Genomic DNA, 16,092 nt, shown 5'->3' on the forward strand with positions numbered 1-16,092 from the left:
AAGTAGGGAGCGTTAAAAGTACAATTTTTTCGTTAATAAAACATTTTTAGGATTTTTTTTACACATAACTTGTTAACTATTCCCTTCATCGGGAAATTCTTACTCACAGTTGGACCTATTTATCCAGGAATTGTTACACAATTTTCCATTTCTTTTTCGGTAAATTTCAATTCCCCATCCTTTCTAAACATTTATATTTACTCAAAATTTCAAAATGCATTTACATTTTATTGCTATAGGAGGCAGTGCAATGCACAATCTGGCTCTGGCATTGCAACAAAAAGGATACAAAATAACCGGCAGTGACGATATGATCTATGAACCATCCCGGTCCCGACTGGCCAAACAAAATTTGCTTCCAGAAGAATATGGCTGGTTTCCTGAAAAAATTCAGAAAAATGTTGATGCCGTTATTCTGGGAATGCATGCCCGTAAAGACAATCCGGAGTTGCTGGCAGCTCAGGAGGCCGGTATACCTGTATATTCTTATCCTGAATTTCTTTTTGAACAATCCAAAGAAAAAACCAGAGTGGTAATAGGAGGTTCTCATGGTAAAACTACTATTACTTCCATGATCTTACACGTGCTAAAATACCATCAAAAGGAGGTTGATTTTATGGTGGGTGCACAACTGGAGGGATTTGACACCATGGTACAACTTTCAGACGATACGGATTTTATTGTACTGGAAGGTGATGAATATCTTTCTTCACCCATTGATCCCCGTCCAAAATTCCATTTATACCAGCCTAATATTGCATTACTTAGTGGCATTGCATGGGATCATATTAATGTTTTTCCCACTTTTGAAAATTATCTGGATCAATTCAGGATTTTTATTGATTCCATTGTAAAAGGAGGAATCCTGGTGTACAACGAGGAAGATCCGCTTTTGAAAAAGCTGGTGGAGGAAACAACCAACACTATCAGAAAACATCCTTACCGTACTCCCGAATTTCACGTGGATAAGGAACAAACTTTTTTAAATACTCCGGAAGGAGATATGCCTGTAGCAATTTTTGGCGCCCATAATCTTCAGAACCTTGCCGGGGCCAAATGGATCTGTCAGCACATGGGAATAGATGAGGAAGACTTTTATGAAGCTATAGCTTCCTTCAAGGGAGCGTCTAAGCGACTGGAAAAGATCGCAGAATCCAGAAAAGCTATAGTGTACAAGGATTTTGCTCATAGTCCTTCCAAAGTTAAAGCAACTACAGAAGCTGTTAAAGCTCAATATACCTCTAAACAAGTTCTCGCCTGCCTGGAATTACATACCTATAGTAGCTTAAATTCTGAATTTCTAGAACAATACAAGGATACCCTCGATGCGGCAGACAAAGCTGTGGTTTTTTTCTCCCCCGAAGCTGTTGAGAATAAAAAACTGGATCCCATTACAGAGGAGCAGATCTTTAATTCTTTTAATAGAAAGGATCTTGTGGTCTACACAAATGCCGAGCGCTTCAGAAAATTTCTGAAAGAACAAAATTATCATCAATCAGTGCTACTACTTATGAGCAGTGGAAATTATGGAGGACTTGACTTTGACGAAATAAAAGACTGGATTAACTAAAGGAGCCTCTGCGAATTACTTCCTTTTCTTATCTTTAAGGAAATTCGTAAAATGGATTCTGTAAAATCAACATCTTTTACAATTAAAAATTGGGCAGAAGAAGACAGGCCACGGGAAAAGCTTCTTCAGAAGGGAAGGGAATTTCTCTCTAATGCCGAACTACTAGCTATTCTTATTGGTTCGGGCAGTCGCAATGAGACTGCCGTGGAACTTTGTCAAAAGATCCTTGGGAAAGCGGGCAATAATCTTAATGAGCTCGGCAGACTTTCTGTTAAAGACCTCATGGAGAATAAAGGAATAGGACAGGCTAAAGCTTTGACCATTGTTGCTGCTCTTGAACTGGGACGCAGACGGAGAGCAGAAGAGGCCCTGGAAAAGAAAAAGATATCCTCAAGTTCATCAGTTTTTGAACTAATGCAACCTGTAATTGGAGAGCTTCCTCACGAGGAATTCCATGTAATCTATCTTAATAATTCTAATAAGGTTATTGACAGATATGCATTAAGCAAAGGTGGGATTACAGGAACTTTGGTAGATATAAGACTTGCCTTTAAGCAGGCATTGCATTTAGGAGCCACAGCCACCATTCTTGTTCACAATCATCCTTCGGGCAATTTAAATCCCAGTGCAGCAGATAAGCAGCTGACGCAGAAATTTAAAACCGCGGGAGAAAGTCTTGATATTAAAGTCCTTGACCATATTATAATAACCGAAAAATCTTACTATAGCTTTGCTGATGAAGGCTTGCTATAACTCCACTTATGCTACTGGTCTATACTCAAAAAATTACGCCCCGAATTACTTATGTTTTTAAACATGTTTGCACCCAAATCCTGGGTGTACAAGTTGGTTTTACCTCAAAAATAGAGGAATTTGTTGCCCATGAGGGAATGAAATTATCTTATGGAAAACAAAATCTCGCTAACGAAGTTTTTATACAAAACGTTGATCTTCTTCTCGAACAGGGGATGAGCGATCTGGAAGTGAAGGTGCAGGATTGGGATGGAATTCCCTGCTTTTTTTCAGTAGGGGAAACAAGCTCTGTACCTTTTGACATTTTTGCTGCTTCTTTTTACCTGCTTAGTCGCTATGAAGAATACCTGCCCCACGTGAAAGATAAGGCCGGAAGATTCCAGGCCAGTGAAAGTGTTGCTTTTCAGGAGGATTTTCTTGATAAGCCGGTAATAGATATTTGGGCGCACAAATTCAGGAGTCTGCTTAAAGACCGGTTTCCATCTTACGATTTTCCTGAAAAACAGTTTAAGGCTGAAAATATAATTACAGTAACGGAAGCCTACTGTTATAAGAAAAAAGGGATTGTAAGAGTGGTACTGGGATGGCTGGTAGATTTACTACAGTTAAAACCCAAGTATGTGCTACACCGGTTGCAGGTAATGCTGAAATTCAAAAAGGATCCCTATGATATTTACTCCCGTCTCATAAGGTTCCTCAAAAAACATAAAGTGTCAATGACTTTCCTATTCCAGGTGAGTGATTTTTCTACTTATGACAGAAATATTAATCACAATCGTCTGGAATTTCAAAGTTTGATCAAATCTGTTGCAGACTATGCTGAGGTGGGGCTGCAGCCTGGTTATTACGCCAACCAAAAATTTAAAGTGCTTAAAGAGGAAAAGAAACGCCTGGAGGACATTGTAAAGAGACCTGTGGTGAGTGCTATCAATAATCATTACAACCTCCTTTTGCCTGATACTTATAATCACATGGTCGAATTGGATTTTAAAAATGATTATTCAATGGGTTATACCGAAGCCCTGGGCTTTCGGGCAGGAACCTGCACGCCCTTTTTATTTTATGATCTGAATTTTGAAGTTACAACTCCTCTGTTGTTGCATCCATACGCCGTCAACATTGAAGCCCTTAATAAAATAAAAGAATCTGAAATAGAGTATAAGGTTCTGGAAATTAAACGACAAATCAAACTGGTAAACGGCCATTTAATTTCAATATTTGCAAATACAGATTTTGCAGAATATGCCAATTCTAAAAGAAATTACCGCATTTTAAAACTTGTAAATGAAATTCAATAATATCAAACATATCTTTTTTGACCTCGATCACACGCTGTGGGATTTTGATAAGAATTCGGGGCTGGCCTTTGAATCGATATTTAAAAAGCACGAGATCATGGTGCGACTGGAATCTTTTCTTGAGGTTTACACACCAATAAATGAGTCTTACTGGAAGCTTTACCGGGAGGACAAAGTTACCAAGGAAGATCTTCGTTATGGGAGGCTTAAGAAATCTTTTGATGGTTTAGAGATTAATGTGACAGATGAAAAAATTGAACAGCTTAGTATTGATTATATTGATCATTTGCCCCATCATAATCATCTGCTTGAAGGTACAATTGAAATTCTTGATTATTTGCATCCTGTTTATGAGCTTCATATTATCACAAATGGATTTAAGGAGGTACAGCGTAGAAAGATGGAAAGTTCAGGAATTCTGAAATACTTTAAAACAATTACCACGTCCGAAGATGTGGGGGTAAAGAAACCACATCGCAGGATCTTTGAAACAGCCTTGCAAAGTGCCTCTGCTAAGGTCTCCGAAAGTATTATGATTGGAGATAACCTGGAAGCGGATATTTTGGGAGCAAAAGGTTTTGGAATGGAAGCCATTTTATATAATTATTACAAGGCAGAATTTTCCGAAGATCATCATCAAATAATTGAAATGAAAGAATTGCTTAAATACCTGTAATAATTAACCCGGCTATTCGTTTGAAATACAGCCATATGAAAAAGCCCCTTGTCAAAATAAAATTTTTCTCAGCATTTTTCCTGTTTATCCTGCTGCTTTTTTCTTGTGTCAAGGATGTGGATCTTGGCCAGTATGAGGAAATTGTACTTCCCCCTCAGGCATCGCTCGATCTGATTTTCTTCAATCTCACCAGTGAAGATTTTACAGGAGAACAAAATAACCGTCTGCGGGCTGCAGACGTAACCCGCCTGGATTTTCTTGATGACGATTATATTCAGAACAACCTTAAAAGTGCCAATCTCAATTTCAGATTTACAAATAGTTTTCAAAGAGAATTCGTGGCGGTAATAAAGTTGCTTTCAGAAGGTAATGGCGTACAACATGAGATTTTAATACCTATTCCTGCCGGCACCACCGATTCGCCGGCAAAAGTAAATTACACCGATATCATTAATGAAGATCAAATAAATAAAATTAGAAGAAGTATAAAAATGTCAGTGGAGATCACCACCCATAGCGGACCCTTTGTTGACGGAGAACTCCAGCTCCAATCACGGGGCTTTTTTTACTTTGAATTTTGAGGATGAGAATAAAGCTCCTGGTCTTCATATGGTTTATCTCTCTGTCGGCTTCGGCTCAAAATAAACAGCTCATATACAACTTCGACGATTTACCCCAAAATCTTCTGACAAATCCCGGTGGGGAAACCAATTTTGATATGCATATTGGTTTGCCGCTACTCTCTCAGATCCATTTATCGGCAGGATCTTCCGGTGTGAGTCTTTATGATATTTTTCAGGAGGGAGGTTCAGTTAACGATCGCATTAGAAGATCATTGTTTAAAATGACGCGGAGAGATTTTTTCACTGTTAATCAACAACTTGAAATATTTTCGATAGGTTGGCGTGACCAAAAAAGAAGATACTATACCGCGGGAATATATCAGGAACTGGATGCTTTCCTTTATTTTCCAAAAGATCCTGCCTTGCTGGCATATGAAGGTAATAAGAATTACATCGGAAAAAACTTCAATTTTTCTGATGCTGCATTTACTGCAGATGCGCTGAATGTTTTTCATATAGGCTTTACAAATTACTATTCAGAAGATCTTAATTATGGTTTTCGGGGAAAAATTTATTCAGGAGTATTTAATTCCTATAGCGTTGGCAACAAAGGAACGTTCAGGACAGAACTTTCGCCTGAAGGTCCTAATATTTACCGGCATTATATGAACGGTGTTGATGTCCTCATTAATACGGCAGGTTATGCAGATTTACTGGATGCTGAAAACCCTTCCGGGATTGGTACCCTAAGTAAGATTGGAAAAAGAGCATTTTTGGGAGGGAATCTGGGATTAGGTTTAGATGCAGGATTTACCTGGTACCCGTCAGATCAATACCGGGTAACCGGAAGTATACTCGATATAGGTTTTATAAGACATTCTAAAAATGTTGAAAATTACCGGTACTATGGGAACTATCAAACAGATGGAATACAACTACTTTTCCCGGGTAATAATGCTCCTTCTTACTGGGACGAATGGGAAGATGATCTGGACCGGAATTTAAAGGATGAAACTCTTACTAATTCTTATATTACCTGGCGGCCGGTTAAAATTAATGCTTCCATAGATTACGGTTTCTATGAGAATGCCGAGCCATGTAATTGTTACAGGCCAATGGGAAGGAGGAGATACTACAACCATATTGGGGCTCAGGTTTTTGCAATGAAGAGGCCGCGGGGACTCAATTATGCTACAACGCTCTATTATGATCGGACTTTTAACGAAAATCTACGTGCTAAGTTCACCTATACTGCAGATTCTTATTCGTTTTCAAATATTGGATTAATGGTCTCTGCAAAATTGTACAACTTTAATGTTTATCTTGCTGCAGATAACCTGCTTGATTATACTAATCTTGCAAAAGCCCGTAATGCTTCTGTGCAATTAGGTTTTCAGCTTTTGTTTAGTAGAGAATGAAAAGAGTTTTATTACTGATATTTTCTATTAGTTTAATCGCTTCTGCACAGGGACAAAATCTTCAGGAGTACAATTATATTAAAGTACCTGTGCAATTTGAATTTTTAAAAGAGGAGAACCAGTATCAGCTAAATGCGCTGACTGCTTTTCTTTTTGAGAAGAAAGGTTTTGAAGTGCTGTACAGAGACAATATTACAAAAGGAATTGATCCCTGCGATGTGCTACAGGCTAATGTGTACAGCGATTCGGGATTATTTAGGACCAGGTTATATTTTACACTGCAAAATTGCAAAAATGAGATTGTTTTTACTTCCGCAATCGGGGTGAGCAGGGAAAAAGATTTCAAGAATTCTTATCATGAGGCTTTAAGGAGTGCCTTTGACTCTTTGGAAAGATCTGCCGTTAAAAAATTAAATACTGAAGCTGAAGACGTGGTTGAACCTGCTTCGGAGGAAACTGAGGAAGTGATCATTGATCCTGTAGTCACCGCTAAAGAAATTGATTCTTTCGAGGCTGAAGAGAAATCTTTCGGAGAAGCTTCGGGAATTAATTATGCTTCCGAAGAGAAAATATTCACCAATGGACCCTTGAGGTATATATTAAAAAATACTTCTGCCGGTTTTGATCTATATAAAGAGGGCAGTGATGAAATATTTGCAAAGCTTCTGAAATCCAAAAGCGGGAATAATTATTTATATGCTTCCGGAAATATATCCGGAAATGCCTTTTTTGACACCTCAGGAAATCTTATTGTAGAATATCTTGATCCCGAAAGTCAGCAACTGGTATCCGTAATTTATAAGCTTCAGTCTCAATAACCGTATTTGCCTTTCCATCTTTTCTGAAGAAAATCTCTCTGTGCCTGTTCCCGCTGATTATTTCCGGGGTGGAATAAAGTAGTGTTTGCAATTTCCTTCGGAAGGAATTCGGCAGCGGCAAAATTATTTTTGTAGCTATGGGCATATTTATAATCCTCTCCGTATCCTAAATCCTTCATCAGTTTTGTGGGGGCATTTCGAATAGCAAGAGGTACAGGTAAGTCGCCGGTTTTTCTTACCAACGCCTGAGCCTCGTTAATGGCCATATAGGAAGCGTTAGACTTAGGAGAAGTGGCCAGGTAAATACAACACTGGCTTAAGATGATGCGCGACTCCGGAAATCCAATGGTAGAAACAGCCTGAAAAGTATTGTTAGCAAGGATTAAAGCTGTCGGATTTGCATTTCCAATATCCTCGGCAGCTAGAACCAACAATCTGCGGGCAATGAATTTTACGTCCTCACCACCTTCGATCATCCTGGCGAGCCAGTAAACTGCTGCATTAGGATCACTCCCTCTAATAGATTTTATAAAAGCTGAAATAATATCATAATGCTGTTCTCCGGTCTTATCATATAGTACTGTGTTTTGCTGTACTTTATGCAGTACCATTTTGTTGGTGATAACAACCTTATCCTCTTCCTCGGAAGTGACTATGAGTTCAAAAATGTTGAGCAGTTTCCGGGCGTCACCCCCACTAAGACGAAGTAATGCCTCAGTTTCTTTAAGTTCAATTTCCTTTTTAGAAATAATTTCGTCCTCCTTCATCGCTCTTTGAAGCAGATCGACCAGATCTTCTTTGGAAAAAGGATTAAGAACATATACCTGGCTGCGGGAAAGCAACGCGGGAATAACCTCGAAACTCGGATTTTCTGTAGTGGCACCAATAAGTGTGATCCAGCCCTTTTCTACAGCACCCAACAAGGAATCCTGCTGTGATTTGCTGAAACGGTGGATCTCATCAATAAAAAGTATCGGATTTTTGGTAGTAAATAATCCATCACTTTTTTTAGCCTTTTCGATCACCTCCCGGACATCTTTTACTCCGCTACTAATGGCGCTCAGGGTAAAAAATGGTCTGCCAGATTCTGTAGCAATAATATTTGCCAGGGTGGTTTTGCCAACACCGGGAGGGCCCCAAAAGATCATACTAGGAATAATGTCTCTTTTGATCTGTTTCCTCAGGGCAGCTTCGGGTCCTACCAGGTGCTGCTGACTTAGGTAATCGTCAAGGTTACGTGGTCTTAATCTTTCGGCCAGTGGTATATTCATTGAGTAAAAATAGTAAATTGCCTTTGCTGCAGAAAAGTTTCAGAGCCGAATTTGAATAATGACGATCTGGCAGTCACAATTGAGTGATGTAAAAAATAGGTAGTCAAAAAAGGCATTTTTGGATGGTCTTGTCAGGTCCGCTTATCAGTGGTTGAATTTTTGTTATATAATTAATATGAAAAGACAGCGAGAGCATTTAAAAGATCCATTTGTCTTTACCACCGGAGTTCTCGGTTATCCGTTGCTTTTTGTGCTTTTACTCTGGATTGTTTTTTGGATGGAAATAAGATTTGGATGGGACTTCACTTCTTTTGGGGTCTATCCCAGAAGAGTGGAAGGTCTTCGGGGGGTGATCTTTTCTCCTTTCATTCACAGCGATATAAAACATCTTTTTAATAATACTATTCCGCTCTTCGTTCTTTCGATGTCTCTTTTCTATTTTTACCGAAATTTGAGCTGGAAAGTTCTTCTTCTCGGGCTTTTACTTTCCGGAATCCTTACCTGGTCTATTGGCAGGCCGGCATATCATATTGGTGCTTCCGGAATTATTTATCTATTGGCGGGATTTCTATTCTTTAAAGGTATTTTTTCAAAATATTACCGGCTGGTAGCTCTTTCTCTCATTGTAGTTTTCCTTTACGGGGGTTTACTATGGTACATTACTCCAATTGATCCTAAAATTTCCTGGGAAGGACATTTAGCTGGTTTACTTTCAGGGTTAATCTTTGCAGTGATCTACAAACAGAACATTGCCAGGGCACCTAAATATGAGTGGGAAAAGGAAACCTATAAAGAGGAAGATGATCCTTTTATGAGGCACTTCGACGAAAACGGGAACTTCATTGAAAATCCCGAGGGCGATGAGGAGCCACAATATATTTATCATTATAAAAAGAGAGGGGAAGAGGGAGATAGCAGAAATAGTGGAGACGCGCTATAGCACGTCCACGCGTCTCCACTGGTCTAAAGCCTTTGTCTTACCACTTCATATAAAAATGCCCCACAAGCCACAGAAACATTTAAGGATCCAATGCTGCCTTCCATGGGCAGTTTCGCTTTTTCATCTGCAAGTTTAAGCACTGAATCTGATATTCCCTTTCCTTCATTTCCCATAATCAAAGCCAGAGGCTGAGTAAGATCTGTAGAGTAGAGGAGGGCATCAGTCTTTTCTGTTGCTGCCACTACTTTAATACCCGAAGCCTGCATGTAATAAATAGCATCCTTAATATGGTCAACTTTGATTAACGGAATATTGAAGATAGCTCCTGCTGATGTTTTCACAGTATCGGCCGTTACGGGAGCTCCTCCTTTTTTAGGAATAATAATTCCATCTACTCCGCAACATTCTGCCGTACGAATTATAGCTCCAAAGTTTCTTACGTCATCAATCTGGTCCAAAAGTAGAAAGAGGGGAGCGGTTTCTTTTTCTAAAGCTTTTTCCACTATTTCCTCTATTGTTGAAAATGAAACCGGGGAGATCTTTGCGACTACTCCCTGATGATTTCCTTTTACCAGTCTATTGAGTTTTTCCACCGGAACATATGAAAGATTGTATTCTCCCGATTTTGTTTTTTGCTGTAATTCCTGGATTAGTTGTCCGCTAAGGCCTTTCTGAACATAGATCTTGTCAATAGTCTCGTTGTTCTGGATGGCTTCAATGACAGCACGTATTCCGTATATAGTAGTGGTTTCTTTTTCTTTCATCTGGCAAAGATAGAAATAAAAAAAACCACCCGAAGTGGGTGGCTATTCCTTTATTGGGTTTTTAACTTGCCAGCCTTACTGCCTCTATTAGATTTTCTGTTCGCTTTATATTTCCTTTGATTTGTTTTTTTTCCTCCTCGTTTAAATCCAGAATGTTATAGATCTTACGTTTGGAGCCGGGAACTTCAATTAAAATATCATTCTGTTGATCCACAAAAAACAAGTGGTCCTTAGTCGAGATTTTCTTTTCATAAAGACCTAAGGATCTTTTAGATTGGACATCCTTGATCTTTAGCTCATAAATTTTTACAAGATCAAATTTATCTCCTTCTCCCAATACTTCCATATAGGCTTTTTTATTTTTTCCATCAAAATCTCTGTTGGGAATAAATATTCTATTGCCTTGTTGAATCTCAACTACGACATCATGCTGGAGGAAATAGATCTCGTTATCAACTTTCATTTCAAATTGGTCGGTAAGAAGATTGTAATTGCAGGGAACTGCGAAATTTAAGCCTTCTTCCTTCAGGTTAGTCTTAACGATGCATTGCTGCCAGTCGTCAAATAAGTAGATTTCCCCACTAACATTGTTGGAATACTCACTGTTGTAAACCTTATCTATTTTTTGAAGGGCGAAGTCTCCGAGGTTATTAGCAAATATGGAGCTTCCTGGCCCAAGGTCTCTACTTTGCCCAAGCATTATAGCGGGCGTACAAAGTAGAATTAACAAAAATTTTTTCATCGTCAAGTTTTTAATGATTAAAGTTTAAATAAAATAGGGGAAGTGCTAAAAATACACAATTTATGGTAATTAATGATTAGATAAATAAAAAAGCTACCGGTTTCCCGGTAGCTTTTAACATAGTCATTTATGTGCTCAGGACTATTCTACATCAAAGAATAACCTTGTAGCTTTTGTATCTCCTCCAATTGCAGTTGATGCAGCTCCATATCCACTTGGATTTAAAGTCGCTTCTGTAGTTGGGTAAAGGAAACGAGTAGGTATGTCTTCAAGGCTCATTTCTGGTGGTGCATTTAATGGAAGTGCATCATCAAAAAGACGGTAAACAGTCCAGCCTTCAAACCCATTATTATATAAAGCAATCCATTTCTGGTAAGCCACTTTCGCTAAAGCATCTCCAGGAGTTTCCGTCCATGCCCGTGAGGCGTATGCCTCAGCTTCTTCCTCACTTGCAGCATTCCATTCCAATACCGAAGCCACAACACCTTCTTCAAAGAATTCTTCAGTTGTACCTCCTACGGTATATCCTCTGGCGGCAGCTTCAGCTAACAAGAAATATACTTCACTCGCTGTGATAATATTTCCTGGAAGTGTTGGATCATATAGTGGTTCTCCCGGAAGGGAAAAGCTCGAAGGAGAGTTAGCTGTTCCATAAACTCCTCCTGTATATTCGCCACCCACGGTTTGGAAATATTCCTCCAGACGGGGATCATCCAAATCCTTAAGCACATCTACAAAGGTATTTGCACCTACGAAATCTGTCCTTCCACTCTGTACTAAAGATACCCATACCGGGTTGGTATTGGGTGCTCCTCCAAGGTATTCGATTCCAAAATTATATTCATTATTTAAAATCAACATACTAAGATCTGAAGCAGCATCTTCGGCCACTGCCTGAGAGTCTACTCCGGCAATGTCAACTTCTGCAAGTCGCATGGCCATTCTTAGTTTTAAGGAATTTGCTGCCTTTAGCCATCCGGTCATATCTCCATTGTAAACAGGGTCCTGCTCCGGTTCAAAACCTGGAGCGGAAGGGTCCATTTGAGCAATTGCTGCATTCAATCTATTTATGAGATCGGCATAGATAGTAGCGGCGTCATCATAAACAGGTGAAGGGTTCTCTGGATCGAGGGCTTCAGTATATGGTACATCCCCAAACGTCTCTACAAGAAACGAATATGAGTATACTTCCATAAATTCAATAACAGCCAGCTTATTATCGAGGTTGTCTGCTTCATTGGCAATAAGAGACTCACGTGCTCCCTTTAAATCCTGAAGTACATCTCTGTATATGGTATTCCACATGTTAGCGCTAATATTACGCGTAACCTGGTTATACTGACTCTCATCGGGATATGTTGTCTGGGCCCAATACTGAGAATATAGTCTGAAGACATTAAAATTGACACTTGCAGACTGCATTAGGTCAAAGAAATTTCTGGTTGCATTAGTAAATAGTCCGCTTCCAGGAACTTCAGTGGGATTTTTCTGATCTATGTTTAAACCTTCATCAACTTCGCATGAAGCGAGGAGAAGGCTAAAACAAAATATTGTTAAGAATGTTTTTTTCATTTTTTAAAAAATTAAAATTCAAAGTTTACACTTAAACCAATGGTTCTTAAAGTAGGATAAGATCCTGAAAGGTATCCCTGAGCGTTTCCTGCACCTAGACCTGATTCTGGGTCGGCAAATGGTACATTCTTATCAATGATCCAAAGGTTTCTACCTATTAAAGCAATATTTCCGCTATTTACACTATCTCCAAACCAATCTTTAACCGGCAACCTGTAGGTTAGAGCAAGTTCTCTTAGTTTAACATAAGAAGCATCATACACGTTGATTTCGTTCGGGTTTCTGCTGGAGTTACCCCAGTAGAAGACTCCGCCGTAGAAATCTGCTCTTGCGCGAGTAGTGTTAGGCTGACCATCTTCGGTCACTCCTTCATTTAGAATACCTCCGCCATCAGCGACAGGATCCCTCACTGGGTTTCCTAATTCGTTAAGACCGGCAGTAAAGTCAGGAAGACCTGTTCCTTTTCCATAATGCAAGTCAAGTGAGAAAACATCTCCACCTTGTTGCACATCAATTAGGAAGCTTAAAGCAAGATCCTTATAAGAGATCTTGTTTGAAATACCTCCATTCCAATCAGGATTGGCATCTCCAATTACCTGATCGGCAACAGCGACATAATATCCGCTTGCGTTCACAATTCGTTGACCATTTTCATGGTACTTGTATCCAGTACCTCTCAAGGTGTTATATGGTTGTCCTACTGTGGCGTTTAGAGAAACACCTCCCTGATAATTTGCCAAAACAAGATTTTCCTGGTCTCCATAAAGATCTACAACCAGGTTTTCGTTCTTGGCCCAGTTGATGTTCATAGTCCAGTTCCAGTCATCGGTTGTAAAAGGTACAAGGGTCAATCTTGCTTCAACACCTTTATTTTGAAGCTCTCCTGCATTTACCCAGCGGTTCGAGAATCCTGTTGCAGTAGAAAGAGAAACCGGCATCAACTGGTCTTCTGTATTCTTTTTGTACCAGGTAAGATCCAATCCTACTCTATTCTGCCACATACGGGCTTCAAGACCAACCTCGATTTCCTTAGTTCTTTCAGGTACCAGGTTTTCATTCTGTTTGGTTCCCGGGAAAGAAAATAAGGCTGCTTGTCCAAAGTTATTCAAAATATTGTACGTGTCGTAAACATTATTTGCAGGAAGGTCATTACCTACTTCTGCATAACCTGCTCTTAATTTTCCAAAGCTGAACCAGTCTGATTCAAATAGATTTGAAAAAATTAAACTTGTACTTACTGCATAATATCCATATCCGTTTTCGTCTGGAGGTAGTGCAGAAGAAATATCATATCTGTATGTACCATCAACATAAGCAGTGTTCTGGTATCCAATAGAAGCCTGGCCATAATATCCTAATACTTCCTTCTCCTGTAAAGCTTCTACCGGTTTAGGGTTAGTGTTTACAGAATTACTTAGTGCAAATACACCTGGAGCAATAAGTCCTCCGGCAGTCGCCTGATGGTAAAAGCTGTAAGTTTCTCTTCGAAGGTTAATACCTGCTACCCCGGCGAGACTGAAATCATCACCAAAGTCTCTGTTAACATTGGCCATGAAGTCATAATTGTATTCTGTGAAGTCCACATCTTTTCGATCATAACCTGAACTTTCAACATCTCTCAAAACTCCAAAAGGAGCACCAACAGAACCTACAGCTCTTCTTTCTTCCCTTAATTCTGAGTAAGTATCCACCGCTCCTTTAGCAGTAAGATCTAACCATTCGGTCACGTTGTAAGTTGCAAAGAGATTTCCGTAGAAACGGTTTCTTCTGTCTGTTTGAAAGTTTCTATATCTAGTCCAGTACGGGTTGTCCCAGTAATGTGGTTGCAAATATGATCCTTCCATTCCACCTTCGTGGTTCCAGGAGATATTTTGTCCTGTTTGCTCAAAAATTTCGCGTTGAGAATCCATATCTACGTTTACCTGCCACCACTGTCTGAACTGTGACATAAGGTTGTCACTATATCCGGTTGAGTTTCTACCTGTAGTTCTTTGAACAATAAAATTGGAAGAAGCACCGGCAGACAATCTATCAGTTACCTGAATATCTCCATTTAAATTAAAGGAATTTTTATTCAGATTAGAATTAGGAAGCATTCCAGTTTGATCAAAGTTGGTGTATCCTAATCTATAAGTCATTTTTTCGGTTCCTCCTGAAACAGCCACAGAATTGTTATACTGAAGCGAAGTTTCGAAGAAATCAACAGGAGTAGTAGCACCGGCTACATATGGTGTCGCCTGTAGGTAATTAGGGTGATCTGGAACAAATGCATCCCACTGGTATACCAGCTGTCCATTAAGAGGAGCTCCATAAGAAGCGTCATCATAAGTAGGAACTACCTGGTCTATTGTTCCATCTCCATCTACGTCAAATCTTTCAAAATATCCGTCAAAATCTGGTGCGCCATAATATGGTCCATATCCGGCACCGTATTCATCCTGGTATTCAATAAAAGTAGACTTATCGATTTCACCTACAGTTACACTGGAGCTTACACTGATCTTCGTTTGACCTTGTTTACCGGACTTAGTAGTAATAATTACTACCCCATTAGCTCCCCTTGAACCATAGATTGCCGAAGCAGCAGCACCTTTAAGAACGTTTATAGATTCTACATCCTCCGGGTTAATGTCAGAAGCTGCATTTCCGTAATCGTATCCTGTACTTCCACCTCTTTGGGCAGCAGTGTTGTTGATCTGGTTAGAAATGGGAATACCGTCAATAACAAATAATGGTTGGTTGTTTCCTGTTAAGGAGCTTACCCCCCGAATAAGAAAGTTGGCAGACCCACCGAAGTTGTTGTTCGCTTTGATCTGGACCCCACTTACCTTACCTGAAAGGTTGTTGATCACGTTGTCGGTTTTTACAGTAGAAACTTCATCTCCGGCAACTTCCTGGGTAGCATACCCTATCGATCTTTTTTCTCTTGAGATACCTAACGCGGTAACTACTACTTCTTCCAACTGAGCCGCATCTGGCTCCAGTATGACGTCAATAGTGTTCACGTTTGTTACTGTATACTCTCTTGTCTGCATTCCCAGAAACGAGAAGACCAGAACTTCACCACGGGTGGCATCAATGGAGTAATCTCCGTCAAAACCTGTTTGCACTCCCCTCGTAGTGCCTTTAACCAGAACATTTACTCCGGGAAGAGGCATTCCGCTTCCGTCCGTCACCGTTCCGGTAATTGTTTGTTGTTCTTGTGCAAAGGAAATTTGCACGACTAACGCCAGTAATAGCGTTAGTAATCCACTAAACTTTGTTTTCATTTTTAAGATTTGTTTGAATTAGCCAAGCCAAATTTGATAATTAAATGCTAACTGGACAACTTTTTTTCCGTTAAACTTCATTTTTCGTCTAGAAATGGATGGAACTTTATGTTTTTGTTAACTTTTTTATCTTTTTGTAAATTTTAATGTATTCGACTGAAATACAGTCTGTTTTCGCTATTGAATGAATGATGTAAGGGAGTAAGAATGATTTATCGGCTTTTATAAATTTTTATAAAAATTAAAATGATAGGATAATAAAAGTTCATGATCGAATTGATAGGTATGATTATACAGGATCTAACATGACATTATATATAGGACAAGAGGAAAAAATTTTACTTTAAAGTACCGGAAAATGTTTTATTCAAAAAGACTTAATGTATTCAAGAAGAAGTCAGTTGAAAATTAATCAATTAAGATTTGAATAATTGGGTT

At 39.2% G+C, this 16,092-nt stretch carries 13 protein-coding genes; 8 read left to right on the forward strand and 5 right to left on the reverse strand.

Annotated elements, in window-relative coordinates; translation table 11 throughout:
* The first annotated feature begins 214 nt into the window (after window positions 1–214).
* From G564_RS0107470 to G564_RS19860, 7 genes are read left to right on the forward strand one after another with little or no spacing between them, the layout of a single operon-like run.
* A complete protein-coding gene (locus G564_RS0107470; RefSeq protein WP_029037114.1) occupies window positions 215–1,570 on the forward strand; it encodes a UDP-N-acetylmuramate--L-alanine ligase in 1,356 nt (451 codons plus the stop codon).
* 51 nt (window positions 1,571–1,621) lie between these two features.
* Window positions 1,622–2,323: a RadC family protein gene (gene radC, locus G564_RS0107475; protein WP_029037115.1), complete on the forward strand. Its 702-nt coding sequence runs from the start codon at window positions 1,622–1,624 to the stop codon at window positions 2,321–2,323.
* An 8-nt stretch (window positions 2,324–2,331) separates the two neighbouring features.
* Window positions 2,332–3,621 carry a polysaccharide deacetylase family protein gene (locus G564_RS0107480; protein ID WP_029037116.1) on the forward strand — a complete coding sequence of 430 codons (1,290 nt, stop codon included), beginning with the start codon at window positions 2,332–2,334 and terminating at the stop codon, window positions 3,619–3,621.
* Window positions 3,608–4,297, forward strand: a complete 690-nt coding sequence (locus G564_RS0107485) for a YjjG family noncanonical pyrimidine nucleotidase (protein WP_029037117.1) — start codon at window positions 3,608–3,610, stop codon at window positions 4,295–4,297. The genes G564_RS0107480 and G564_RS0107485 overlap by 14 nt, the downstream gene beginning before the upstream one ends.
* Window positions 4,298–4,332: 35 nt before the next feature.
* Window positions 4,333–4,878, forward strand: coding sequence for a hypothetical protein (locus tag G564_RS0107490; RefSeq protein WP_037373672.1), 546 nt, complete (start codon window positions 4,333–4,335; stop codon window positions 4,876–4,878).
* A gap of 2 nt (window positions 4,879–4,880) precedes the next feature.
* Window positions 4,881–6,278, forward strand: coding sequence for a DUF5723 family protein (locus G564_RS0107495; protein WP_037373674.1), 1,398 nt, complete (start codon window positions 4,881–4,883; stop codon window positions 6,276–6,278).
* The gene (locus tag G564_RS19860) at window positions 6,275–7,096 is read left to right on the forward strand and encodes a hypothetical protein (protein WP_051205357.1); all 822 of its coding nucleotides are present in this window, start codon (window positions 6,275–6,277) and stop codon (window positions 7,094–7,096) included. The genes G564_RS0107495 and G564_RS19860 overlap by 4 nt, the downstream gene beginning before the upstream one ends.
* Here the strand turns inward: G564_RS19860 and G564_RS0107505 are convergent.
* On the reverse strand, window positions 7,090–8,367 hold the full coding sequence (locus G564_RS0107505) for a replication-associated recombination protein A (RefSeq protein ID WP_029037120.1): 1,278 nt from the start codon (window positions 8,365–8,367) through the stop codon (window positions 7,090–7,092). The two genes, G564_RS19860 and G564_RS0107505, sit on opposite strands and share 7 nt — an antisense overlap.
* Window positions 8,368–8,542: 175 nt before the next feature.
* On the opposite strand from G564_RS0107505, the gene G564_RS18825 reads away from it, so the two are divergent.
* Entirely contained in the window at window positions 8,543–9,307 is a 765-nt protein-coding gene (locus G564_RS18825; RefSeq protein WP_037373675.1) for a rhomboid family intramembrane serine protease, read from the forward strand.
* Window positions 9,308–9,330: 23 nt separating this feature from the next.
* Here the strand turns inward: G564_RS18825 and rlmB are convergent, their stop codons facing one another.
* From rlmB to G564_RS0107530, 4 genes are all read right to left on the reverse strand, one after another.
* Window positions 9,331–10,071 carry a 23S rRNA (guanosine(2251)-2'-O)-methyltransferase RlmB gene (rlmB, locus tag G564_RS0107515; RefSeq protein ID WP_029037121.1) on the reverse strand — a complete coding sequence of 247 codons (741 nt, stop codon included), beginning with the start codon at window positions 10,069–10,071 and terminating at the stop codon, window positions 9,331–9,333.
* Between the two features lie 61 nt (window positions 10,072–10,132).
* A complete protein-coding gene (locus G564_RS0107520; RefSeq protein ID WP_156879202.1) occupies window positions 10,133–10,813 on the reverse strand; it encodes a hypothetical protein in 681 nt (226 codons plus the stop codon).
* Between the two features lie 141 nt (window positions 10,814–10,954).
* Complete coding sequence (locus G564_RS0107525; protein ID WP_029037123.1) at window positions 10,955–12,385, reverse strand: SusD/RagB family nutrient-binding outer membrane lipoprotein; 1,431 nt, start codon at window positions 12,383–12,385, stop codon at window positions 10,955–10,957.
* An 11-nt stretch (window positions 12,386–12,396) separates the two neighbouring features.
* The gene (locus G564_RS0107530; RefSeq protein WP_029037124.1) at window positions 12,397–15,654 is read right to left on the reverse strand and encodes a SusC/RagA family TonB-linked outer membrane protein; all 3,258 of its coding nucleotides are present in this window, start codon (window positions 15,652–15,654) and stop codon (window positions 12,397–12,399) included.
* Between the last annotated feature and the right edge of the window lie 438 nt (window positions 15,655–16,092).

Source organism: Salinimicrobium xinjiangense DSM 19287 (genome assembly GCF_000423585.1).
GTDB classification, from domain to species: domain Bacteria; phylum Bacteroidota; class Bacteroidia; order Flavobacteriales; family Flavobacteriaceae; genus Salinimicrobium; species Salinimicrobium xinjiangense.